Origin of the sequence: Marinobacter sp. SS13-12 (assembly GCF_030227115.1) — a bacterium.
Classification (GTDB): Bacteria; Pseudomonadota; Gammaproteobacteria; order Pseudomonadales; family Oleiphilaceae; genus Marinobacter.
The window spans coordinates 2,162,430-2,183,429 of the sequence record NZ_JASSUA010000001.1; the positions used below are offsets into that span (position 1 = coordinate 2,162,430).

A 21,000-nucleotide genomic window follows, 5' to 3' on the forward strand; every position below is an offset into this window, starting at 1 on the left:
AGGACAAGAACGCCAGATGCTGAACCACAGATCCAATCTATTCCGGGCTTTCGTTGTGGCCCTGTTGCTGCCGCTGATGTCTGTTGCTTACGGCCAGGATGAAACCTGGCGGCTGAACCTCAAAGATGCCGACATCCGTGCTTTTGTAACTCAGGTGGCTGACATTACCGGTTACAGCTTCGTGGTGGATCCGCGCGTAAAGGGCAAAGTCACCGTGCTGTCCAGTGCCCCCATGAACAAGGATGAGATTTACGATCTCTTCCTCGCAGTGCTGCAGGTGCATGGTTTTACCGCCATCCCCGGTGAGGAAGTGATCAAGGTGGTCCAGCAGGTGGATGCCAAGCAGTCCGCCGAATCGCTGGGCCGGTTCACGGAGATACCCTCGGAACAACTGATTACCCGGGTCATCCAGATTGATAACGCCAATGCCCTGGAACTGGTGCCCATCCTGCGGCCGCTGGTGGCGAAATACGGCCATCTGGCAGGCGTAGCCGCAGCGAATGCCCTGATTGTCAGCGATCATTCGTCGAATATCCGCCGTATTGAACAGATTGTCAGGGAGCTGGACAGCCCCTCCAAGTACGAAGTGGAAGTAATCCAGCTTGAGGAAGCCTGGGTTGGCGATATGGTTGAGCTATTACAGGAACTGGCGCCGGATGAGCTTGGGCGGGGAGGCGGAGAAAACGCCGCCCGCAAATACAGTGTGACAGCGGACGAGCGCAGTAACCGGTTGATTCTCCGCGGCGATGAAACCTTCCGTGACAAAATGCGTGGGCTGATCACCAAGCTTGACCAGCCTTCTGCCACTGGCGGCACCACCAAGGTCATTCGTCTGAGCCATGCCGATGCGGAAAACCTGACGGAAATTCTGAAGGGCGTGATGGGTGAGTTGGCCAAGGAATCTTCAGGCTCCGGCGGCGCGGCGGGTGGAGCCTCCGGCAGCACCCGTACCTCCGGTTTCGCCGTCTTCGCCGATGAAGGTCTGAACGCGCTGGTAGTGCGTGGTGAGCCGTCCATGATGCAGGAGGCCGAGCAGATTGTGCAGGCGCTGGACGTGCGCCGTGCCCAGGTAATGATAGAGGCTGCCATTGTTGAGATCAGCGATTCGCTGGGGCAGGACCTGGGCGTTCAATTTGCCGTTGGCGATGAGTCCGGCGGTTCCACACCCGTGGCGGGTAGCAATTTTGATAACGTTGGCCGCAGTCTGGGCGACGTACTGGGCGCAATTCTGTCTGAGTCGTTTCTGACGCCCGCCGTGGGCGGTATTACTGTTGGTGCGGGTCAGCGTAATGAAGACGGCATTTCCTGGGGTGTCCTGCTGCAGGCGCTCTCCACTTCGGCTGCGGCGAACCTTTTGTCCACACCCAGCATCATAACGCTGGATAACCAGGAATCTGAAATAATCGTTGGCCAGAACGTGCCTTTCCGGACCGGGCAATCCACGGTAACCGGTGACGGTACCACCAATCCATTCACCACCATCGAACGCCGGGATATTGGCCTGACCCTCAAAGTGACGCCAACCATCAGTGCCGACGGGCTGGTGCGCCTGGTGGTAGAGCAGAGCACTGAAAATATCGCGGACAGTATTGAGTCCGCCTCGGACATCATTACCAACAAGCGTGAAATCAAGACCACTGTTCTGGCGGATGATGGGGAAACCATTGTTCTTGGCGGCCTGACAACGGACGACCTTCAGATCAACAAAAGCAAGGTACCCCTGCTGGGAGATATTCCCGTGCTTGGCCGCCTGTTCTCGTCGGAATCTGAGCGCCGGGTGAAGCGTAACCTGCTGGTGTTCCTGCGGCCCACCATCATGCTGGGCAAGGCCGAGTCGATCGCTGCCACGGATGAGAAGTTCCAGAGTCTTTGGGAGATCAATCTCGGGGTGCGCCGCAAGCTGGGGCTTCCGGATCCTGAGAGCCCGCCTACGAAAGATTCGCTGTTCAACCCGAGCAATGACTGAGCGTCTCCCTGCTGTGCGCTTGAGCCGGCCAGGTCCTGAACGGAGCCTGGTCTAGCCTCTGAGCGGCGGCAGCGGGCAGTCGAGTTGGTCTGCTACCAGGCGGATCAGCTCATACTCGCTGGTGCTGATCTCTCCATCTGCCATTATGCAATGGCCACAGGCGTCAATAATGCCGGGTTTGAGCAGGGGAGACAGACTATTGAGTGTCATCAGTGCCTGCCGTAAACGGGTTACCGACACCTCCGCAAGCAGCTCCGATTTCTCCCCATTCGATATGAAGCCAGCCATAGCCTCTTCAAAAAGAGATTGTCTGTTACGGCCATCCTCCGCGCCGGCTCGTGCCATCAGGCTGAACACCACCTGTAGCTGAGCCGTCACTGGTCGGTAGCTGCGGTAACGCACCGGTACCACCCGTGCGGAATCGTCAGCCAGGTGGCGGCGAAGAAAGGTGTGCATGGCCAGCTCGAAGAGGCTCAGACGGTTGTCCGCCCTGATCAGTTTTTCGGTGCCGGCCATCAGCAGGGCACGCTCGTCCGGGTCCAGTTTGCGCAGGGCCGGCATGGCCAGTTCCAGAGCGGGGAATCGCACCCCCTTACCCAACGATTCCAGGGCGGGTAACAGTTTGTCCAGTAACGCCAGGTTGGGGGCGAAGATCGAATCGGCTTCAATCAACGCCAGCTGCTGATCCCTTGTCTTTGGGGGTAGCTGGTATATCAGTAGTGCGTAGCACAACTGGATAGCACCAGCGCGAGTGTAAAGCAGGTTTCGGAAGGTGGAAGGCAGGCTGTTCAGAAGCGTTACTGCGTAGTCTTCACTGCGCTGATTAACCGTACCCACATTGTCCGAAATGTTTCGCGGCGGCCGGGTGTTCAGCGGTGACGTGTTGCCAGTGCCAAATCCGGCTGCAGCCTCCGGAAGGGGAGCGCTCGAAGAGGCTGAACCTGCTGATCGCAATCTCTCCCCCGGCTCAGTGTCTCGCAGGCGGCTGCGAAGCCGTGCAAACAGGCCGGGCTGGATGGCTTCGATGCGTTCCTGCACCGGAGGATGCGACGCCAGCAGGGCGGTAAATTTCATCCGGGTGCTCTCGCCAAAACACATATGGTTCATGTCACTGGCGTGGCTGGTGGTATCAAGGTATCCACCCTTGAGGCCGATCTTGAACAGGGCACCGCCAATGCCTTCGGGGTTGCGGGTAAACTGCACGGAGGAGGCGTCTGCCAGCATTTCCCGCTGCCGCGACACCGCGGACTGTATCAGCCGGCCGAAAAACACGCCGATATAGCCGATCACCACCAGTGCCAGCCCCACAAGCCCGAAGACTGCTGTGCCCCGGCTGTTGCTGGATGTTCGGGCTGACCGGTGAGAGCCGTAGAAAGAGACGCGCAGCAGGAAGCTTCCAATCTGCCCGACCATCAGTATGCCGGCGAGCAGGGCGATAAGACGAACATTCAGCCGCATATCGCCATTCAGAACATGGCTGAACTCGTGGCCAACCACGCCCTGGAGCTCGTCACGGCTTAGTTGGGTCAGGGCACCATGAGTCACCACCATAACGGCTTCACCGGGCGTGTAACCTGCCACAAACGCGTTAATGCCGGTTTCCTGGTCCATCACATAGAGTTCCGGAACACTCACGCCGCTGGCGATGGCCATCTCTTCAACGATATTGCGCAATTTGCGCTCGTCTGAATCCCTGGTGTCCGGGTCGATGGCCCTGGCGCCAACCATCTTGGCCACCCGTTCACCGCCGCTGGCCAGGTCGGCCCAGCGGATCAGTGAGCCAATCCCGATAAGCACGACCACCGCAAGCGCCGTTAACAGACCGTGACGGCTGAGCAGCCAGTCAGCAAACGCAAGCCCTGTGGTCTCGCTGCGGGTAACCATATAGCCCACAAGGCAAACACTGAGCGTGATAATGACCACTGCCGCCAGAAACAGGATAACGAGTACACCTGTATTCCGGCGGGCGTTGGCCTGGCGCTGGAAAAACCCCTGATGTGCCATGGCAGCCAGCCTCAGAAGGCGACTTTCGGTGCCTGGCGGGCTTCAGGGGATTCCAGTTCCAGCTGGGACGACGGCTTGAAGCCGAGGAATCCGGCCACGATGTTGTTGGGGAACTGCTCGCGGAAGATGTTGTAGCCCATCACGCCATCGTTGTAAGCCTGGCGTGCGAATGAAACCCGGTTTTCGGTACTGGAGAGCTCTTCCATCAGTTGCTGGATGGTTTCGTTGGCTTTCAGTTCCGGGTAGTTTTCCGCCACTGCGTAAAAATTGGCAAGGGCCTTGGACAGCATGTTCTCGGCACTGCCGAGGCGCTGGATCTTGCCACCATCCGCGGGGTCACCGGCAGCGTCTTTCTGGGCGCTGACAGCATTGTTGCGGGCGTCCATCACCTCAGTGAGGGTGTTGCGCTCGTGGGAGAGGTAGGCCTTGGCGGATTCCACCAGATTGGGAATCAGGTCATGACGGCGCTGTAGCTGGACATCAATCTGGGCAAACCCGTTTTTGACCTGGTTGCGCAGGGAAACCAGACGGTTGTAGATAAAGACGATAAAGACAACGACAACGGTAATAACGATCAGGCCGATCAGCGTGGTTCCCATGGCAACTCCTTCCGTGCTTGGGGATCAGGTTGGGTGTTCAGTGCTCAGGCATTATTCTCCACGATTTTACGGTGAAAGCTGGCGACAAACCTCTCAAAATCGTGGGGCTTGAGTGGTTTACTGAAGAAATACCCCTGCGCCAGCTGGCAGCCTCTCTGGGCGAGATAGTATTCCTGTTCCGCCGTTTCGACGCCTTCTGCCACAACGGTGAGGTTGAGGCTCTTGCCAAGGTCGATGATGGTATTGGCAATTCGGGTGTCTTCTTCGTTCACCAGCAGGTCGCGGATGAACTGTTTGTCGATCTTCAGGTGCTGGACCGGCATGCGCTTGAGATAGGTCAGTGACGAGTAGCCGGTTCCGAAATCGTCCACGGCAATGCTGATGCCGGCAAGGTGCAGGCGCTTGAGTTTCTCCACTGCCTCTTCCAGGTTGGTCATGAAGCTGGTTTCGGTTACTTCCAGCTCCAACCGGCCGGCGGGAATATTGTGCCGCTTCAGGGTGTCCAGTATGTCGTCCACAATGGAGTCCTGGCGGAGCTGTACCGCCGAGAGGTTGACGGCAATCCTCAGGGGCATGCCATCGCTGGCCCAGCGGGCTGCCTGCCAGCAGGCCTGGTCAAGCACCCATTGGCCGATTTCGACAATGCTGCCGTTCATTTCGGCAACGGGAATAAAGTGGTCTGGTGGCACGAGGCCTTTTTCCGGGTGCTCCCAGCGGATCAGTGCTTCAGCGCCGATAATGCGGTGGGTTTCCAGGTTGATCTGTGGCTGGTAGACGAGATGGAACTGATGATTGGCCAGGGCGACGGAGAGGTCTTTCTCAAGTTGCTTCCGCTCACGAATCTCCCGGTCAACGCTGGCAACGTAGAACTGGAAGTAGTTGTGTCCGCTTTCCTTCGCCAGTGCCATGGTCTGTTCGGCGCTTTGCAGCAGTCTGTCGCCCTTTTCAGCGTCGCCCGGGAAGAGGGCAATGCCTAAAGTTGCCGTCATGGTGACGGTCTGGTCGTCGAAAACCATCGGGCTGCTCAGAGCCGCCAGTATCCGGTCTGCGGTGTTTGCCGCCTGGAACCCGTCACGCAGGCCTTTCTCCACAATAACAAACTGGTCGCTGCCCAGCCGGGCGATGGTGAACCGGTTGCCTCCCAGTATATGGGTGAGGCGATCTGCGACGGCCTGAAGGATCAGGTCACCGGTACGAAAGCCGCATTGTTCATTGATGGACTTGAAATCGTCGATGCCACAGCAGATCAGGGAAAGGACGGACCTGTCTTCCTGAGCCTCTTCGATATCCGTCTGTAGAAGCTCCATAAATGTGTCCCGGCTTGGCAGGCCGGTGAGCTGGTCATATCTGGCGAGCCGGTTAACACGGTCCTCGGCTTCCCGGTGGCGGGTCTGGCTATCACCAATGGCTACCAGCAAGTTGTTGGTGGCATTCACCCAGAGCCCGAGTTCGTCGTTCTGGTGGCCCTGGGGAAGGTGGATGAGGTTGTCGTCCGGGTGGTCCGGATCCACCTGCTTGACGGACTGGACAATGCGTAACAGTGGGCGTGTCAGCAGCAAATGGAAGACCACGAACAGCACCATTCCCAGAATAACGGCAATAGCGATACCGGAGCCGAAAGTTACCGAGGCCCGCTCAAGCCAGGTGCCCGCAGCCGGCCCGGTGTCATAGTGAAGTTCGAGGTAGCCATAGACATTGCTGTTTCCGGAGTTACCGCTGCGGGAAAGCTCCTGGCGATAGGTTCGCTCTGCAGCAAAAATCGGGTCGGTTATTGGGCGAAAGGGGCTTTCCTGAAGCGGACGGTCACGACGACCGAGAGCCTCGCCGTCCGGATGGGTAATACGTGCCAGATGAATGGATTCCTGGGCAAACAGGCCATCGACCACCTGTTGCGCCAGGTCGGCATCGATACTGAAAACGGCCTGGGTTGAGGCGTCCCTGACCAATGCGATGGTCTGCTGTGCCTGTGCATCAAGTGAGGCAGAGACACGCCTTGCATCCAGAATAACCTGGATAGTGCTGACAACAATCCCGCTTATCAGCGCAACAGCCAGTACCCATCGCAGTACCCGGTACCCCAGGCGATGTTCTACCTCAAAGGAATTTTGCATGGACGCCTGTATGATTCGTTGCAACAGATTGAGACCCGACACCGTCTTCCGGTAGGCGAGAGGGCTCCCGGTTTATTGTTTTGTTCAAATATGAAACGTTTTTAATTTACTGCCCTCAGTATCGGCAATTTTTCCAGATATTTCAGGGATCAGCTGTATCATTTTGTAATGCCGGTTTCCGTTCAGATACAAAAATGCCCGCAAGCTTGCGGGCATTTCTTCTACAGGCTTCTGTTATCTACAGGGTTCTCTGTAGAGGATCTGAAGCGTTATTACGCCAGGTTCTTGTTGACAAAATCCCAGTTAACAAGCTTCCAGAACGCTTCCAGATAGTTCGGGCGCGAATTACGATAATCGATGTAATACGCGTGTTCCCAGACGTCAACCGTCAGTACCGGCTTGTCTGCAGTGGTCAGCGGCGTTTCGGCATTGCTGGTGTTCACAATGGCGACGCTGCCGTCTGCTTTCTTGACCAGCCAGGTCCAGCCTGAACCGAAGTTGTTGGCGGCCTTGTCGTTGAACTCTTTCTTGAAGTCATCGAAGGAGCCAAAGGCTTTCTCGATAGCGTCTTTGGCTGCGCCGGTAGGCTCACCACCGCCGTTCGGGCTCAGGCAGTGCCAGTAGAAGGTGTGGTTCCAGACCTGTGCTGCGTTGTTGAACAGCGGGCCACTGGCGCTCTTGATAATGTCTTCGAGCGATTTGTTGGCGTTGTCTGTACCTTCGATCAGGCCGTTGAGCTTGGTAACGTAGGTATTGTGGTGCTTACCGTAATGGTACTCAAGGGTCTCCTGAGAGATGTGCGGTTCCAGTGCGTTCTTTTCATAAGGCAGTGCGGGAAGTTCAAATGCCATGAGGTCGTTCTCCCTGATTCTCTCGGTTTATGTGCATGTAGACTGTAAATATAGGGGCGCTTTGAGTTATATCAACCCCTTGCCGTGAGCGTGCTGTTGAACTCAGGACATCCGGGTAAAAACTGCGCGCAATTTTTTACCCGCCATACCAATTCTTCGTAGCTGTCCGCCAGAACGGTCACGTGTCCAAGTTTCCGCCCCGGGCGCTCGCCTTTATTATAGAGGTGTACATGAGCGTAAGGCAGTTCCAGGATTCGTTCAATATCGCCGTGCTCTGCAATGATATTGATCATGCAACTGACACCGCGCGGGGCGGTGCTGCCCAGCGGGTGACCGCTGACGGCGCGGATGTGATTCTCGAACTGGCTGGTCATAGCGCCTTCAATGGACCAGTGGCCGGAGTTATGGACCCGTGGCGCCATTTCATTGGCCACCAGTCCATCGGCCGTCTCGAACAGCTCCAGGGTCAGCACGCCCACATAGTTCAGTTCGTTCAGCAATGCCTTGATATAGCGCTCGGCGTCTTCCTGAACGTGCTTCTCCAGCTTCGGCGCCGGCGCGATAGAGTAGCGCAGGATACCTTCGTGGTGGGCGTTTTCTGCCATGGGGTAAAAAGCCAGTTCGCCGTCTTCAGCGCGCACTGCGATGATGGAAACCTCGCGACGGAAGTCGACGAACTTTTCAACGATCAGACGCGGGTGGCCAATGGACTTCCATGCGGCGGCGGCTTCTTCCGGTGACCGGAGAACCGCCTGTCCCTTGCCGTCATAACCCTCGGTGTTGGATTTTGCGACAACCGGGCAGCCCAGTTCTTCAGCGGCAGCCTGCAGAGACTCTGCGCTGTCAGCAATTTTCCATTGCGGTGTCGGGATGCCGAGCTCGCCGAACAGCGTCTTTTCTGCTTCCCGGTTTTGACAAACCTTCAGAGCCCGGGGGCATGGGTGAACCGGTTTCTGTTTGGCAATCTGCTCTGCCACATCTACGGGAAGGTGTTCAAATTCGTAGGTAACCCGGTCTACCCGGGAGATGAAATCGTCCAGGTATTGGCCGTCCCGGTCGATAATTACCTCGCCCAGCCCGGCACTGGGGCTACCCGACATATCGTAGAAAACAAACGTCTTGGCCAGCGGGTAACCAGCCAGCGCCAACATACGCCCAAGCTGTCCAGCCCCTAGAACACCAATTCTCATTCGTAATCTCCCGCCATTTTAGGCATCTGAAAAGTTCGGTGTTGTGAACGGGTCGGGGCAGGCTTTCCAAAACACGCTCAAGCACATCCCTGTGGCGCTTGAGCTCCGCCATCCATGGCTCCGCACAGTTTTGGAAAGCCTGCCCCGACCCGCTCAGCCGACTATGGAGTTGTATTCACTGATCGCTGGGATCAGGGTTGTCCAGGATTGTTTGTGTCTGGGTCGCTCTGAATTCATCGACCGCCTTGCGGACATCGTCCCTGAAAGTACCGATAATCTGCGCAGCCAGCAGGCCAGCATTGGTAGCACCGGCTTTGCCGATCGCTAGCGTGCCAACCGCAATGCCGCCGGGCATCTGTACAATAGACAGCAAGGAATCAAGACCGTTGAGCGCCTTGGACTGAACTGGAACACCGAGGACCGGTAGTGACGTCTGAGAAGCAACCATGCCCGGAAGATGGGCCGCACCGCCGGCGCCGGCGATGATGACCTTCAGGCCGCGGTCGGAAGCGGATTTGGCGTAATCAAACAGCAGGTCCGGTGTACGGTGGGCAGAGACAACCTTTGTCTCGTAAGGTACGCCCAGTTTGTCCAGCATCCCGGCGGCATGTTCCATGGTGGGCCAGTCTGACTTCGAGCCCATGATGAGTCCTACAAGCGGCTGCATATGCAACAGTCCTGATGTGTTAGAAAGCCGGCCATTGTATGTAAGGCCCTGTGACCATGCAAACGGATGATGTTTTGCACCTTCTTAAAAGGGCGCCGTTCGGGGCTCTCATTTTGCGTCGTTGCAAGGTACGGGTATTATCATGCCTTGTTACCCTTACCGTCCATATCCTGGAGCTGTTATGGAACCGATCCGTCCGGATGATGATGAAGTACGTAGTGGCAACCCAGATACCAAAAAGGTAGCCAGGGAGAAAGCGCCTGAAGCGCCCAGACGAGACGCTGCCGGAGGCGGTGGTACCCAAAAGCCGGCGGGCAGGCCCGGCAAGACCTCCGGCGGCGGTGGCTCGGGCCGGGGTATGATGCTGGCCATTGGCCTGCTGATTGTGGCCGGTGCTGCCGGTGCCGGATGGTATCAACAGGAACAGCGAATCCAGATGCTGGAAGGCCAGCTTGAAGAGGCCGACTACTGGGCGCGTCAAAGCAAACTGGCACTGGCGCGGTTTGAAGGCGACCTGTCTGAAACCGGTGAAAACCTGCAGGAAAAAGGTCAGTCCATTGAAGATCGGCTCGACACTCAGGGAGAGCGCCTGGATACCGCCGACAGCGAAATCCGCAAGCTCTGGGGTGTGGCCAATGACCGCAACCGGAAACGACTGGATGATCATGAGTCGCAGCTTGAGTCGCTTCGAGCTGAGGTCAACGATGGCAAGAGCGCCCGCGACACACTGGCTGCATCTGTTGAAGAGCTGGAAACCAGTCTTGTGTCCCGATTGGACGAGGTCGAGTCTGATCTTGAAAAACAGATCATTGCCGTGCGCGAAACCGGTCAGGAGAACGCCTCCAGGCTGACTGAGCTGGACGAATCCCTTGCAGGTGTGGACAAACTGGTTGAACGCCAGTTGGTAAGGTTTGAGCGGGAGCAGAAACTCACCATTGATGGCCTGGAAAGCCGGATTGCCGCACTGGAGAGAGCAACGGACAACCTGTCCAGCAGTGGCCAGTTGAATGCGGTCCGCAACGAGCTGGCAGAGCTGAAGCGTACTGTGGCCTCTATTGACTCTTCTCGGTCCCAGTTAACGTCCAGGCTGGTGCGGTTGTCCGACGAGGTAAATGACCTGCGTTCGCAGATCTCGGGGCGGTAATACCCCTGATTGTGCTTTGTAACGGTTTGTATTCATCCCTTGCGGTAGCTCTCAGTTCCGCAAGAGCGCAGTTGTTATGATCGGGTCAACTCGCGAAAGGATGAAGAGTGAACAACAATGAAAACCCGATTTCTTTTCCCCGGTCTTTCCCGTTTCCTGGCCGCAGTAATAGCGGCGTCGCTGCTGGTTGTTGGCTCCGGTTGCACGGTGTATCAGTCCATTGGCAAGAGCGTGGGCTCGTTTCTGCACCCGGTATCCGGGCATGATTTTGTCCATATCGCCAATGATCAGTGGGATCGCAGTAATGCGGTTCTTTACTTCTATCGCACCGATTCCCAGTGGGCTGCCGACGAAATAGAAGCCCCGAGCGTCTACATCGACGACAACCACTACTTCAATATACGCAACGACAGCTTTACCTGGCTCGAAGTTGCCCCAGGGGAGCGCCACATTGCCATCCGCCGGCCGCTGTTGGGATTGGAAGGCTTGAACTCCTTCAGTCTCAGCCTGATTGCGGACGCCACCCTGAAGGTAGAGCCGGGAAACATCTACTACCTGCGCTATAACGAGCTGGAGGGCCCGGAAAGCACTCACCCGGAGCTGGCTGAAGACCACCCTCTGACCGCTGGTGACTTGCAACTGGTCACGCGGGACTACGCCATGCAGGCGGACGAAATTGTTTCCACCCGTTTTCTGAACAGTGATCTGCTGGCGCCAAACCATGCAGCGGTTTCGATCGTTGAAGTGAATGAGGACGGCGACTACGAACGTAACCTGGTGGTGTTGGAAGAGGAGCGTGAAGCGGAGATAGAACGCCTGAAAGCCGAAGGTAAATATGAAGAATCACCCTGGTACTGGCCGTTCGGCGGCGGACCTACTGTGCCGTTGGAAAGTGATCGCAAGTTGCGTGAGCTGGAACAGGATTACGCGGCACTCGAGCAGGAGCGCGAGCGCAGGGAAGAGGCGGAAGCCGGTGATGGCTGGTGGATATTCTGACAATGAAATTTAGGCCGGCAGTGAATTGTTGTTTCTGTACCCGGTTACTAGACTGTTAGCAGTCAGGCAAAACAAGGTCGCTGAAACATGTCGCTGAAAGATTCGTTGCAGGAAAGATTCCGCCGGTTTTCTGAAGAGGCTCTTCCGGGAGCTCTTGGCGATGTTGGCGAAAAAATTGAGCATTTCAGGAAGCGGCTGGACCATCTGAACTGTTCGCTGGCGGAACGTGCATTGCCCGAAGACCGCAAACCACGGGTCCGGGAGCTTTCGCTGAGTCGCAAAGCTGAACGGGCAGGACAGAAAGTCGTAAAACTCCGAGAAAAAATTTGACACCGTCAGACAAATGCTTAAAATGCGCGTCTCACTTGGTCGAGACAGCAACGCTGACTCACCAGTGTGCTGTGAAAGTGGGCGGTTAGCTCAGCTGGGAGAGCATCGCCCTTACAAGGCGAGGGTCACTGGTTCGATCCCAGTACCGCCCACCACTTTTCAGCATCACCGGACTGCCCCGTCCGGTTTCAGGTCCCGAAAGCCGTCCAGGCAGGGATTGATGCGGAGCGGTAGTTCAGCTGGTTAGAATACCGGCCTGTCACGCCGGGGGTCGCGGGTTCGAGTCCCGTCCGCTCCGCCATTTTTATTCCCGGGTGGTTAGCTCAGCTGGGAGAGCATCGCCCTTACAAGGCGAGGGTCACTGGTTCGATCCCAGTACCACCCACCATTTTTTCCCCTCGATGTTCTGGTTCAAGCCCGATGCTTTGGGTTGTCGGATTACGCCTGCGGCTAATCCGACCTACACGTATTATCGGCCTGGCACCCGTAGGTCGGATTAGCCGCAGGCGTAATCCGACACCATGCTTCCGGCATCCTCCCTATTTACCAATCAACGACTGCCCACAAACCCGAACAACGTTCCCGTTCACGCCGTTGGACGCCGGGTTGCAATACCACGCGATGGCCTCCGCCACATCGACCGGCAAACCACCCTGGGACAGGCTGTTCATGCGCCGGCCGGCTTCGCGGATAGTTATGGGCATGGCGGCGGTCATCTGGGTTTCAATGAAACCCGGGGCTATGGCGTTGATGGTCACGCCGTTCTTCACCTGTTTCGCCAGGGCTTCCACATAGCCGATCACGCCAGACTTGGCGGTGGAGTAGTTGGTCTGGCCAAAATTGCCGGCGATGCCGCTGATGGAGGATATGCACACGATGCGGCCGTTTTCCCGCAGCAGTTCCTGGTGCCTCAGTTCTTCATCAATCAGTTCCTCCGCCGTCAGGTTCACCGCGATGGTCATGTCCCAGAAGTGCTCCGGCATATTGCCCAGGGTCTTGTCCCGGGTGATGCCAGCGTTGTGGATGACCAGGTCAATGCCGCCGAAGTGCTCTTTCACAAAATCCGCGATCTGCTTCGGCGCGTTATCATCGGTGATGTCACAGGCCAGAGCCTTGCCTTTGAGGGCATTCATGACTTTCTGCAGCTCTTCCATCGCCGGCGGAATGTCCAGGCCGATCACGGTTGCGCCGTCACGGGTCAGGGTTTGGGCAATGGAGGCGCCTATGCCCCGCGACGCGCCGGTCACCAGTGCCACTTTCCCGGTCAGCGGAGCGACGGGGTTGGTGGCGGGCGCATCTGTGCTCTTGCCGATACGAGTCACCTGCCCGGACACATAGGCCGACCGGGGCGAGAGGAAAAAGCGCACACTGGACTCCAGCTGTTTTTCTGCTCCGGGTGCCATCCACAGCAGATTGGCGGTGGAACCTTTCTTGCCCACTTCCTTGCCAACGCTGCGCACAAAGCCTTCCAGTGCCTGATGAGCGGCTGCTTTGGCCGGCTGGCGACAGGTAGCAGGGTCCTGGCCGATCACCAGCACACGGCCATTGCCTGCCAGCTTTCGGATGGTAGGGTGGAAGAAGTCGTAAGCGGCCCGCAGGTCGGTGGTGTCTTTCATACCTGTGGCATCAAACACCAGGGCTGAGAATTTGCGGTCAATGTCGGTATTGAGCGGCAGCGCCTCGGCCTTGTTGCCGCTTTTGGAAGAATCGTTCAGAGTATCTACAGCACTGGCATGGAAGAGTTTCGCAGGGCTGGCGCTCAGCAGGCTGCCAATTGCGGTAACAGCTTTGCTGCCGTTGGCCGCGCCGATAAGCACATCGCCTTCGATAAACGGCTGGTCTGCGCGCTTCCAGCGTTTCAGGTTTACAGGTGAGGGCAGTCCGAGGGACTGGGCAGCGGTTCTGCCTACCGGGGTGTTGACGAATTTGAGATAACGGTCAGACATGGCATTTTCCTTTTGCGAAACGAATATCAGCGTACAGATTAAAGAAATGGGCCGTTTTTGGATTGACTCAATGCTCCTGCACTGTTGTCAGGGATGCCAATGAGCCAGGCCCCCTCGGCGCTAAACTGCAACGCAATGAATACACTCGTTCAAACAGGACATCATCATGGCACAGGCACCGAAAAGCACCCAAAAGAAAACAACGGCACCAAAAAAGACGGCGGCGGCCAGGAGTGGCGTTCGCCGGGTCGCGGTTCTCGGCGGTAACCGGGTACCCTTTGCCCGCTCCAATACGGCCTATAGCAAGGTAAGCAACCAGGAGTTGTTAACCGCTGCGCTGCGGGGGCTGGTTGACCGCTTTGGCCTGCAGGGCCAACGTATGGGGGAAGTTGTGGCCGGTGCAGTCATCAAGCATTCCAAAGATTTTAACCTCACCCGGGAGTCTGCCCTCAGCAGCGGCCTGGCACCGGAAACACCCGCTTACGACATTCAGCAGGCCTGTGGTACCGGCCTGGAAGCGGCCATATTGGTCGCCAACAAGATTGCCCTGGGACAGATTGAGTGTGGTATCGCCGGCGGCACGGACACCACGTCCGATGCGCCCATTGGTGTCGGTGAGGGACTGCGGGAAATCCTGCTGGATCTGAACCGGGCCAGGACCACGGGCGAGCGCCTGAAGATTCTCAGCCGCTTCCGTCCGGGGCACCTGAAACCGGAGATCCCTCAGAACGGTGAGCCCAGAACCGGCCTGTCCATGGGTGGTCATTGCCAGATTACGGCCCATGAATGGGCCATTCCCCGTGACGAACAGGACAAGCTGGCCTATGAGAGCCATCAGAAACTGGCGGCTGCCTACGAACAGGGCTTTTTCAGGGACCTGATGACCCCGCTGGCCGGCCTGGAGAAAGATAACATCCTGCGCCCGGATACCACCCTGGAAAAGCTGGCCACCCTGAAGCCCGTATTTGATCGGGAGAACGGCACCATGACTGCCGCCAACAGCACTGCGCTGACCGATGGTGCGTCATGTGTACTGCTGGCCAGCGAAGAGTGGGCGAAAGCCAATAACATGGAGATCAAGGCTTACCTGACCTTCTCCGAAGTGGCCGCCGTAGACTTTGTCGACAAGAAAGAAGGTCTGCTGATGGCGCCGGCCTACGCCGTACCGCGTATGCTGGAGAAAGCCGGGCTGACCCTGCAGGACTTCGACTTCTACGAAATCCACGAAGCCTTCGCGGCCCAGGTGCTTTCCACTCTCAAGGCGTGGGAAGATCCTGACTTCTGTAAGGACCGCCTGGGGCTGGATAAACCGCTGGGCAGCATTGACCGCAGCAAGCTGAACATCAAGGGCAGCAGTCTCGCTACCGGCCACCCTTTCGCCGCCACTGGTGGCCGGATTGTTGCCACCCTGGCAAAGCTGCTGGAAGAGAAGGGCAGCGGCCGTGGCCTGATCTCCATCTGTGCCGCCGGTGGTCAGGGCGTGACCGCGATACTGGAGCGGTAAGTCAACGGAAAATGTCGTTTATCCCTTTGACAGACAGGGTTTCTACCCGTACCATGCGCCCCTCGTTGATGCGGGGTAGAGCAGTCTGGTAGCTCGTCGGGCTCATAACCCGGAGGTCGTAGGTTCGAATCCTGCCCCCGCTACCATATTAAAAGAAGGGCAGATCAGTTTTTACTGGTCTGCCTTTTTTCGTTGACGGGCTAACGGTCCGGCTCCAAACTGTGGTTGCATCCCCGGAGCCACAGCATACATCCGATTCTCAATGCCAACCTCACCACCCTGAGCACAGCTTGGAGTACCCTCTCGAATGAAGGCGATCTTGCTAACGTTATTGGCCGCGTTGTCGCTGGCCCCCGGGCAGGTATGGGCAAACCCGGAGCAAGCCCTGAATCTTGCTGCACACCCGGTGGGCTATCTCGCGCTGGCGATCTTTGTACTGGCGTACGTGCTGGTGATGCTGGAGGAGCGGATCCACCTGCGCAAATCCAAGCCCATGTTGATCGCCGCAGGGCTTATCTGGGTGCTGGTCGCCATTACGTATCGGGCGGCGGGCGCCAATGGCGAAGTCGAGGAGGCTATTCGGCACAATTTCCTGGAATACGCAGAACTGTTCTTCTTCCTGCTGGTGGCCATGACCTATATAAACGCCATGCTGGAGCGGGGCGTTTTTGACCAGTTACGGATCTGGCTGCTGGGCAAGGGTTATGGTTACCGGCGTCTGTTCTGGATTACCGGTATCCTTGCCTTCTGTATCTCGCCGGTGGCCGATAACCTGACCACGGCACTGATCATGTGCGCGGTGGTGATGGCCGTGGGCCGTGACAGCGCTGCCTTTGTGTCCATGTCCTGCATTAACATAGTAGTGGGGGCCAATGCGGGTGGCGCGTTCAGTCCGTTTGGCGATATCACCACCTTGATGGTCTGGCAGAAGGGCATTCTGCCGTTTCAGGACTTTTTCCAGTTGCTGCTGCCTTCCATGGTGAATTTCCTGGTGCCGGCGGCGCTGATGCATTTCGCCTTGCCCAAAGGCCAGCCGGCACCGCCCGAGTCGCACGCAAACGTCATTCTTCCGGGCGGACTGGTGATCTGCGTTCTGTTCCTGCTGACGATTGCCACCGCTATCAGTTTTCACCAGTTCCTGCATATCCCGCCGGTGTTCGGCATGATGACGGGACTTGGTTACCTGAAGATTTTCGGTTTCTATCTCAAACGTCACGAGGAGTACCACTGGAACGAGAGCTTCGAAACCCCACCCGGAGACAGTTCGGGGGATCGCACGCAGGGACGGCGTGCTTTTGACGTGTTCTCCCATATTGCCCGCTCGGAATGGGATACCCTGTTTTTCTTCTATGGGGTCATTATGGCGGTCGGTGGCCTGGGGTTCATTGGTTATTTGGGAATGATGTCAGCCACCCTGTACGGCGATCTGGGCCCTACCTTTGCCAATATCATGATCGGATTGATTTCGGCGCTGGTGGACAATATTCCGGTGATGTTTGCGGTACTGACCATGAACCCGGCCATGCCTGACTACCAGTGGTTGCTGGTCACCCTGACGGCAGGGGTTGGCGGAAGCCTTCTCTCAATCGGCTCCGCTGCAGGTGTTGCATTAATGGGGCAGGCGAGAGGGCAGTATACGTTTCTCAGCCACCTGAAATGGACGCCAGCGATTGCCCTGGGTTATGCAGCCAGTATCTGGGTGCACTTCCTGGTCAATGGCTGAGCTCTGGCGGACACTGGAAGCCGGCAAGTCCCTCTGCTTCCAGCAACTCCGCAAACCGGAGCGTGGTCAGATCCATTCCCGGCGCTCCAATCACCTGTATGTTGAATGGTAAGCCTTCCTTTGTCCTGCCAATTGGTACCGAGGTTGCGGGCAGGCCAAGTAGTGTGGCCAGGGCAATCCAGCAGAACTGGTCCATATAGGCCCTGGGCTGGCCGGCAACGGTGATTTGTCGCTTGAAGACCGGGTGGCTGTGATCGTGGCGGATTGCCGTCGTGGGCGTAACCGGTGTCAGCAGGACATCGAACTCATCAAACAGGGAGGTTATCTCCGCCCGCATCTTCTCCCGCATTTCACTCCATGCCATCCACTGGTACACCGGTTGATTCACGCCGCGGCCATATTCGCCAATATGGGCCGTGACCGGTCCGAACAGGTGCAGCCATTTTTCCAGCCGGGCGATCCACTTCATCTGCCGGCGTTGGGCCGGTTTCAGGGAGGTGCTCAGCAGGCTGCCCAGCAGGTTGAAATAGGCTGGCAGAATGTGTTCCAGGTTCAAGAGGTTGTGCTGCGCTTCGGCCACTAATGCGCCCCGGTTTTCCAGGTCGCGGCCCAGCTGTTCGTACCCGGTCACCAGTTCGTCATCGACCGGGCACAGGGGGTCTTTCAGCCAGAGCCCGACACGGGCCTGTTCCAGTGAGTGGATGGACGCCGGCGCCATTGCCAGTTGCCAGCTATTGCCTTCCCGCTCGGTCGGGCCGGCGATCACGTTCAGTAGCAGCTCCAGGTCTTTCGCCGAACGCGCCAGTGGGCCGCCCTCCGCGAGGTCTGGCCGGGACTGGGTGCCTGGTGGCCCGGGAATATGGCCACGGAACGGGACCAGTGCCCGTGACGGCTTGTGGCCGAAAATACCGCAGAAGTGAGCTGGCGTGCGGATAGAGCCAGCCAGGTCGCTGCCCACTTCCAGGGGTGTCATGCCTGCAGCCAGGGCTGCTGCAGCGCCGCCCGAGGAGCCTCCGGGCGTATGCGCCAGGTTGTGGGGGTTGTTGGTGATGCCGAAGAGCTTGTTGTAACTCTGAAGGTCGGTGGCGTAGATCGGAACGTTGGTTTTTCCGAGTATGATGGCGCCGGCGTTTTCCAGGCGCTTCACCACATCCGCGTGGCTTTTCGGGATATAGTTTTGCAATGCGGGTGCACCGGCTGTGCACCTCATACCCGCGACTTCCCAGGTATCCTTCAGGGTCAGGGGCAGGCCGTGGAGCGGGCCGGGGGATTCGCCCCGCGCCAGGGCTTCATCCGCGCTGCGGGCCGCTTCCAGAGATTTCTCTTCGTCCAGGGTCACAACAGCGTTAATGGTGCCATTGTACTGGCGGATTCTGTCCAGGAAAGCCCGGGTCACTTCCGTGCTGGTTAGCTTGCCTTCTTTAAGGTCGCTAACCAGTTCGGTGGCAGAGCGGTAATGCAGTGGATTCATGGTGTCCTCGTTATTGTTTTGTGGCGCGAATCAGGGCAATTCGGAGCGCCAGTGCTTGACCTTCACCTGCGCTTTGACGGCGTCCAGTATTTCAATAATCAGGTTGATCAGGGCTTCGTTGGGAGCCTCTTCCTGGCCGTTGTCATCCGGGGAGGGCAGGAAAACGTTCACGATGTCTTCGATAAAGGCATGGTTGGAAGCGGACGCCAGGTCCTCAAGAATCTGATGAATCACGTCCGCAACGATGTCCCCCACGGCGTCTTCCAGGGTTTCCTGAATGGTGGGTCCGACCACCGGCAGGTATTTCAGCCGCGACAGTTCCAGATTCTGCTTGAGGGCATTATCCACGCGGGCTTCCAGGTAACTGCGCAAGGCACCGCGGTTGGGTACGTAGCCTTCCTGCGCCGCCTCTGCCACACGCTTTGAAATCCAGTCCGAGAGCATTTCCCGCCTGGGGTAGAGGATGTCGTTCTGGATGCGTTCAAAGAGAGGCGAACCACGGCGGATTTCCTCTTGGGCGCCGGAGAGGACCTTTACGACGATACGGTCGGAGAGTTCTTCCAGAAAGGCTTCGTAGTAGAAGTTGAAGAACTGGAAAACTCGGGTCTGGGTGACGTCGATGACCTTGTACTGGTGCAGTCTGTAGACGATAGAGATAACCCGCAATATCCGCAGGAAGCGGAAGCTGCCAACAGGGATACAGCCGACAATGTCGTACCAGTGGATGAACGGGTAGAAGTACCAGCGGTCGTAGACCTTTGCCTTAATGGAATAGCCCCAACGCACGACGAATTCGGTCAGGAAGATGCTGACGAAGATGAGGTCGTAGAAGATGAAGTTTTCGTGGATGGGGTGGTAGAGGTCTTTGATCGCGGGTGCGTTTTCAGCCAGCAGGTTCTGGATGGCGACGAAGTTGTAGATGGAGTCGAAAATGATGAAGGCCAGGTTGATGATGAGCAGGCCGAGCATCAGGAAGTCTATGACGAACCAGATGAGTTGGTGGCTGGTTTTCAGGTTTGCTCTGTTTATCTTCAGCATTCAGCTATGTGTGCCTTTAAGACTGTATGTTGGGAGTCTGCGCGCTTGGGTGCAGGCAAGTCCCGGGCAAGGCCTTCACAGACACGCCGTTAACCCATCCATGGGGGCTCGGCATTGCCATCCCTGGCAATGCACGGTCTGTGAAGGCCTCGCCCGGGCCTTGCGTCAGGCTTAGTGCTATTCGCCATTGGTTTTGCGAATACGTGTTGCACCTGCCTGATTTTTCGACGCTTTCACACAGGTTAGCTTATTTCAGCTCCGCCGACGACTTGCCCAGTAATCTTCTCGCGATGATCAACAGCTGGATCTGCTGGGTGCCTTCGAAGATGTCGAGAATTTTGGAGTCCCTGGCCCATTTTTCCAGCAGTTCCGTTTCACCGTAGCCGAGGCTACCGCAGAGTTCGACGCAGCGCAGGGTGATGGTGTTGCCGACACGGCCGGCTTTGGCTTTGGCGATGGAGGCTTCTTTGGAGTTGGGCAGGCCGTTGTCGGCCATCCAGGCGGCGCGGAGGGTGAGCAGGCGAGCGGCTTCGAGTTCGGCTTCCATGAGCTGGAGTTCGCGGGTAACGGCGGGTTGGGTCCAGGTCTGGTGGCGGTATTCCAGGTCGGTGCCGGTGAGGGCGATGAGTTCGCGGGTTTTCTGCAGGGCCGCGCTGGCAACACCGATGGCCATGCCGGCGACGACAGGGCGGGTGTTGTCGAAGGTTTGCATGGCGCCGGCAAAGCCTTTTTCGACGCTGATGTCCGTGTCGCCCAGGAGGTTTTCCCGGGGCACGCGGCAGTTGTCGAAGCGGATGGCGGCAGTGTCGGAGGCGCGGATGCCGAGCTTTTTCTCCAGGCGTTCGACGGTCATTCCCGGGGTGCCTTTTTCTACCACGAAGGATTTGATGGCGGCGCGGCCTTTGTTGCGATCCAGTGTTGCCCAGACCACCACGGCGTCGGCGCGCTCGCCGGCGGTGACATAGATTTTCTCGCCATTGATGACGTATTCGTCGCCGTCTTCGGTGGCGGTGGTGCGGATGGCGGCGGTGTCGGAGCCAGCGCCGGGTTCGGTGATGGCCATGGCCGCCCAGGTGTTGCCCAGGCGGGCGAGTTGCTCGTCGTTGGCCACGGCGGCGATGGCGGAGTTGCCCAGGCCCTGGCGGGGGATGGACAGGGCCAGGCCAACATCGCCCCAGCAAAGTTCGGTCAGGCCGAGGACGGTTTTCATGTTGGTGCCGTTACGGTTGCCGGTTCCGCCGTTGTTGTCGGAGCGGGCGAGCTTTCCGGCGCCAGTGCCACCATCCGCCGCGCCGTCGTTCATACCGTCCATGATGGATGCGAACATGTCCAGTTCACTTGGGTATTCGTGCTCCGCAAGGTCGTATTTGCGGGAGATGGGCCGGAATACTTCACGGGCGACTTGCTGGGCCTGGTTGATGAGAGGGGCAAATTTTCTCGGTATCTCAAGGTTCATGTCG

The 21,000-nt window shown here is 57.7% G+C and carries 16 protein-coding genes and 4 tRNA genes; 10 read left to right on the top strand and 10 right to left on the bottom strand.

Going from position 1 to position 21,000, the window contains the following annotated elements:
• Positions 1 to 16: 16 nt before the first annotated feature.
• Positions 17 to 1,966, top strand: coding sequence for a type II secretion system secretin GspD (gene gspD / locus QPL94_RS09930; protein WP_285357100.1), 1,950 nt, complete (start codon positions 17 to 19; stop codon positions 1,964 to 1,966).
• Positions 1,967 to 2,017: 51 nt separating this feature from the next.
• Here gspD and QPL94_RS09935 read toward each other — a convergent pair whose 3' ends face one another.
• From QPL94_RS09935 to purE, 6 genes are all read right to left on the bottom strand, one after another.
• Complete coding sequence (locus tag QPL94_RS09935) at positions 2,018 to 3,970, bottom strand: M48 family metallopeptidase (protein WP_285357101.1); 1,953 nt, start codon at positions 3,968 to 3,970, stop codon at positions 2,018 to 2,020.
• Between the two features lie 11 nt (positions 3,971 to 3,981).
• Positions 3,982 to 4,569: a LemA family protein gene (locus QPL94_RS09940; protein WP_285357102.1), complete on the bottom strand. Its 588-nt coding sequence runs from the start codon at positions 4,567 to 4,569 to the stop codon at positions 3,982 to 3,984.
• Between the two features lie 44 nt (positions 4,570 to 4,613).
• Positions 4,614 to 6,680 (bottom strand): putative bifunctional diguanylate cyclase/phosphodiesterase, encoded by a 2,067-nt coding sequence (locus tag QPL94_RS09945; RefSeq protein WP_285357104.1) that lies wholly within the window; start codon positions 6,678 to 6,680, stop codon positions 4,614 to 4,616.
• Between the two features lie 272 nt (positions 6,681 to 6,952).
• On the bottom strand, positions 6,953 to 7,531 hold the full coding sequence (gene sodB, locus QPL94_RS09950) for a superoxide dismutase [Fe] (protein WP_137435011.1): 579 nt from the start codon (positions 7,529 to 7,531) through the stop codon (positions 6,953 to 6,955).
• 71 nt (positions 7,532 to 7,602) lie between these two features.
• A complete protein-coding gene (locus QPL94_RS09955; protein WP_285357105.1) occupies positions 7,603 to 8,721 on the bottom strand; it encodes a 5-(carboxyamino)imidazole ribonucleotide synthase in 1,119 nt (372 codons plus the stop codon).
• Between the two features lie 175 nt (positions 8,722 to 8,896).
• On the bottom strand, positions 8,897 to 9,388 hold the full coding sequence (purE, locus tag QPL94_RS09960) for a 5-(carboxyamino)imidazole ribonucleotide mutase (RefSeq protein ID WP_285357106.1): 492 nt from the start codon (positions 9,386 to 9,388) through the stop codon (positions 8,897 to 8,899).
• 181 nt (positions 9,389 to 9,569) lie between these two features.
• Between purE and QPL94_RS09965 the strand changes: the two genes are divergently transcribed.
• The 6 genes from QPL94_RS09965 (at position 9,570) to QPL94_RS09990 (ending at position 12,246) form a co-directional block, all read left to right on the top strand.
• Positions 9,570 to 10,532: a hypothetical protein gene (locus QPL94_RS09965; protein ID WP_285357107.1), complete on the top strand. Its 963-nt coding sequence runs from the start codon at positions 9,570 to 9,572 to the stop codon at positions 10,530 to 10,532.
• A 117-nt stretch (positions 10,533 to 10,649) separates the two neighbouring features.
• Positions 10,650 to 11,528: a DUF2846 domain-containing protein gene (locus tag QPL94_RS09970; RefSeq protein WP_285357109.1), complete on the top strand. Its 879-nt coding sequence runs from the start codon at positions 10,650 to 10,652 to the stop codon at positions 11,526 to 11,528.
• 87 nt (positions 11,529 to 11,615) lie between these two features.
• Complete coding sequence (locus QPL94_RS09975) at positions 11,616 to 11,858, top strand: hypothetical protein (RefSeq protein ID WP_285357110.1); 243 nt, start codon at positions 11,616 to 11,618, stop codon at positions 11,856 to 11,858.
• A 79-nt stretch (positions 11,859 to 11,937) separates the two neighbouring features.
• Positions 11,938 to 12,013, top strand: a tRNA-Val gene (locus QPL94_RS09980).
• Positions 12,014 to 12,082: 69 nt separating this feature from the next.
• A tRNA-Asp gene (locus QPL94_RS09985) sits at positions 12,083 to 12,159 on the top strand.
• 11 nt (positions 12,160 to 12,170) lie between these two features.
• Positions 12,171 to 12,246 (top strand) — tRNA-Val (locus QPL94_RS09990).
• A 151-nt stretch (positions 12,247 to 12,397) separates the two neighbouring features.
• Here QPL94_RS09990 and QPL94_RS09995 read toward each other — a convergent pair.
• Complete coding sequence (locus tag QPL94_RS09995) at positions 12,398 to 13,804, bottom strand: 3-oxoacyl-ACP reductase (protein WP_285357112.1); 1,407 nt, start codon at positions 13,802 to 13,804, stop codon at positions 12,398 to 12,400.
• Positions 13,805 to 13,970: 166 nt separating this feature from the next.
• Here QPL94_RS09995 and QPL94_RS10000 point away from each other — a divergent pair, with 166 nt between their 5' ends.
• The 3 genes from QPL94_RS10000 (at position 13,971) to nhaD (ending at position 17,031) form a co-directional block, all read left to right on the top strand.
• Positions 13,971 to 15,308, top strand: a complete 1,338-nt coding sequence (locus QPL94_RS10000) for an acetyl-CoA C-acetyltransferase (RefSeq protein WP_285357113.1) — start codon at positions 13,971 to 13,973, stop codon at positions 15,306 to 15,308.
• A gap of 69 nt (positions 15,309 to 15,377) precedes the next feature.
• Positions 15,378 to 15,454, top strand: a tRNA-Met gene (locus tag QPL94_RS10005).
• 161 nt (positions 15,455 to 15,615) lie between these two features.
• Positions 15,616 to 17,031, top strand: coding sequence for a sodium:proton antiporter NhaD (gene nhaD / locus QPL94_RS10010; RefSeq protein WP_285357114.1), 1,416 nt, complete (start codon positions 15,616 to 15,618; stop codon positions 17,029 to 17,031).
• On the opposite strand, the gene QPL94_RS10015 is transcribed toward nhaD, so the two are convergent.
• From QPL94_RS10015 to QPL94_RS10025, 3 genes are all read right to left on the bottom strand, one after another.
• Complete coding sequence (locus tag QPL94_RS10015; protein WP_285357115.1) at positions 17,021 to 18,502, bottom strand: amidase; 1,482 nt, start codon at positions 18,500 to 18,502, stop codon at positions 17,021 to 17,023. The genes nhaD and QPL94_RS10015 overlap by 11 nt on opposite strands.
• Before the next feature lie 30 nt (positions 18,503 to 18,532).
• Positions 18,533 to 19,540: a hypothetical protein gene (locus QPL94_RS10020; protein WP_285357116.1), complete on the bottom strand. Its 1,008-nt coding sequence runs from the start codon at positions 19,538 to 19,540 to the stop codon at positions 18,533 to 18,535.
• 247 nt (positions 19,541 to 19,787) lie between these two features.
• Entirely contained in the window at positions 19,788 to 20,996 is a 1,209-nt protein-coding gene (locus QPL94_RS10025; RefSeq protein WP_285357117.1) for an acyl-CoA dehydrogenase family protein, read from the bottom strand.
• Positions 20,997 to 21,000 lie beyond the last annotated feature (4 nt).

What these genes read in the sequence shown, in the direction of transcription:
- QPL94_RS09965 (WP_285357107.1), top strand. Translation starts at nt 9,570, where the DNA reads ATGGAACCGATCCGTCCGGATGATGATGAAGTACGTAGTGGCAACCCA.
- QPL94_RS10025 (WP_285357117.1), bottom strand. Translation starts at nt 20,996, where the DNA reads ATGAACCTTGAGATACCGAGAAAATTTGCCCCTCTCATCAACCAGGCC.
- QPL94_RS09935 (WP_285357101.1), bottom strand. Translation starts at nt 3,970, where the DNA reads ATGGCACATCAGGGGTTTTTCCAGCGCCAGGCCAACGCCCGCCGGAAT.
- QPL94_RS09955 (WP_285357105.1), bottom strand. Translation starts at nt 8,721, where the DNA reads ATGAGAATTGGTGTTCTAGGGGCTGGACAGCTTGGGCGTATGTTGGCG.
- gspD (WP_285357100.1), top strand. Translation starts at nt 17, where the DNA reads ATGCTGAACCACAGATCCAATCTATTCCGGGCTTTCGTTGTGGCCCTG.
- QPL94_RS09995 (WP_285357112.1), bottom strand. Translation starts at nt 13,804, where the DNA reads ATGTCTGACCGTTATCTCAAATTCGTCAACACCCCGGTAGGCAGAACC.
- QPL94_RS09975 (WP_285357110.1), top strand. Translation starts at nt 11,616, where the DNA reads ATGTCGCTGAAAGATTCGTTGCAGGAAAGATTCCGCCGGTTTTCTGAA.
- nhaD (WP_285357114.1), top strand. Translation starts at nt 15,616, where the DNA reads ATGAAGGCGATCTTGCTAACGTTATTGGCCGCGTTGTCGCTGGCCCCC.
- QPL94_RS10020 (WP_285357116.1), bottom strand. Translation starts at nt 19,540, where the DNA reads ATGCTGAAGATAAACAGAGCAAACCTGAAAACCAGCCACCAACTCATC.
- QPL94_RS09945 (WP_285357104.1), bottom strand. Translation starts at nt 6,680, where the DNA reads ATGCAAAATTCCTTTGAGGTAGAACATCGCCTGGGGTACCGGGTACTG.
- QPL94_RS09970 (WP_285357109.1), top strand. Translation starts at nt 10,650, where the DNA reads ATGAAAACCCGATTTCTTTTCCCCGGTCTTTCCCGTTTCCTGGCCGCA.
- sodB (WP_137435011.1), bottom strand. Translation starts at nt 7,531, where the DNA reads ATGGCATTTGAACTTCCCGCACTGCCTTATGAAAAGAACGCACTGGAA.
- QPL94_RS09940 (WP_285357102.1), bottom strand. Translation starts at nt 4,569, where the DNA reads ATGGGAACCACGCTGATCGGCCTGATCGTTATTACCGTTGTCGTTGTC.
- QPL94_RS10000 (WP_285357113.1), top strand. Translation starts at nt 13,971, where the DNA reads ATGGCACAGGCACCGAAAAGCACCCAAAAGAAAACAACGGCACCAAAA.
- purE (WP_285357106.1), bottom strand. Translation starts at nt 9,388, where the DNA reads ATGCAGCCGCTTGTAGGACTCATCATGGGCTCGAAGTCAGACTGGCCC.
- QPL94_RS10015 (WP_285357115.1), bottom strand. Translation starts at nt 18,502, where the DNA reads ATGAATCCACTGCATTACCGCTCTGCCACCGAACTGGTTAGCGACCTT.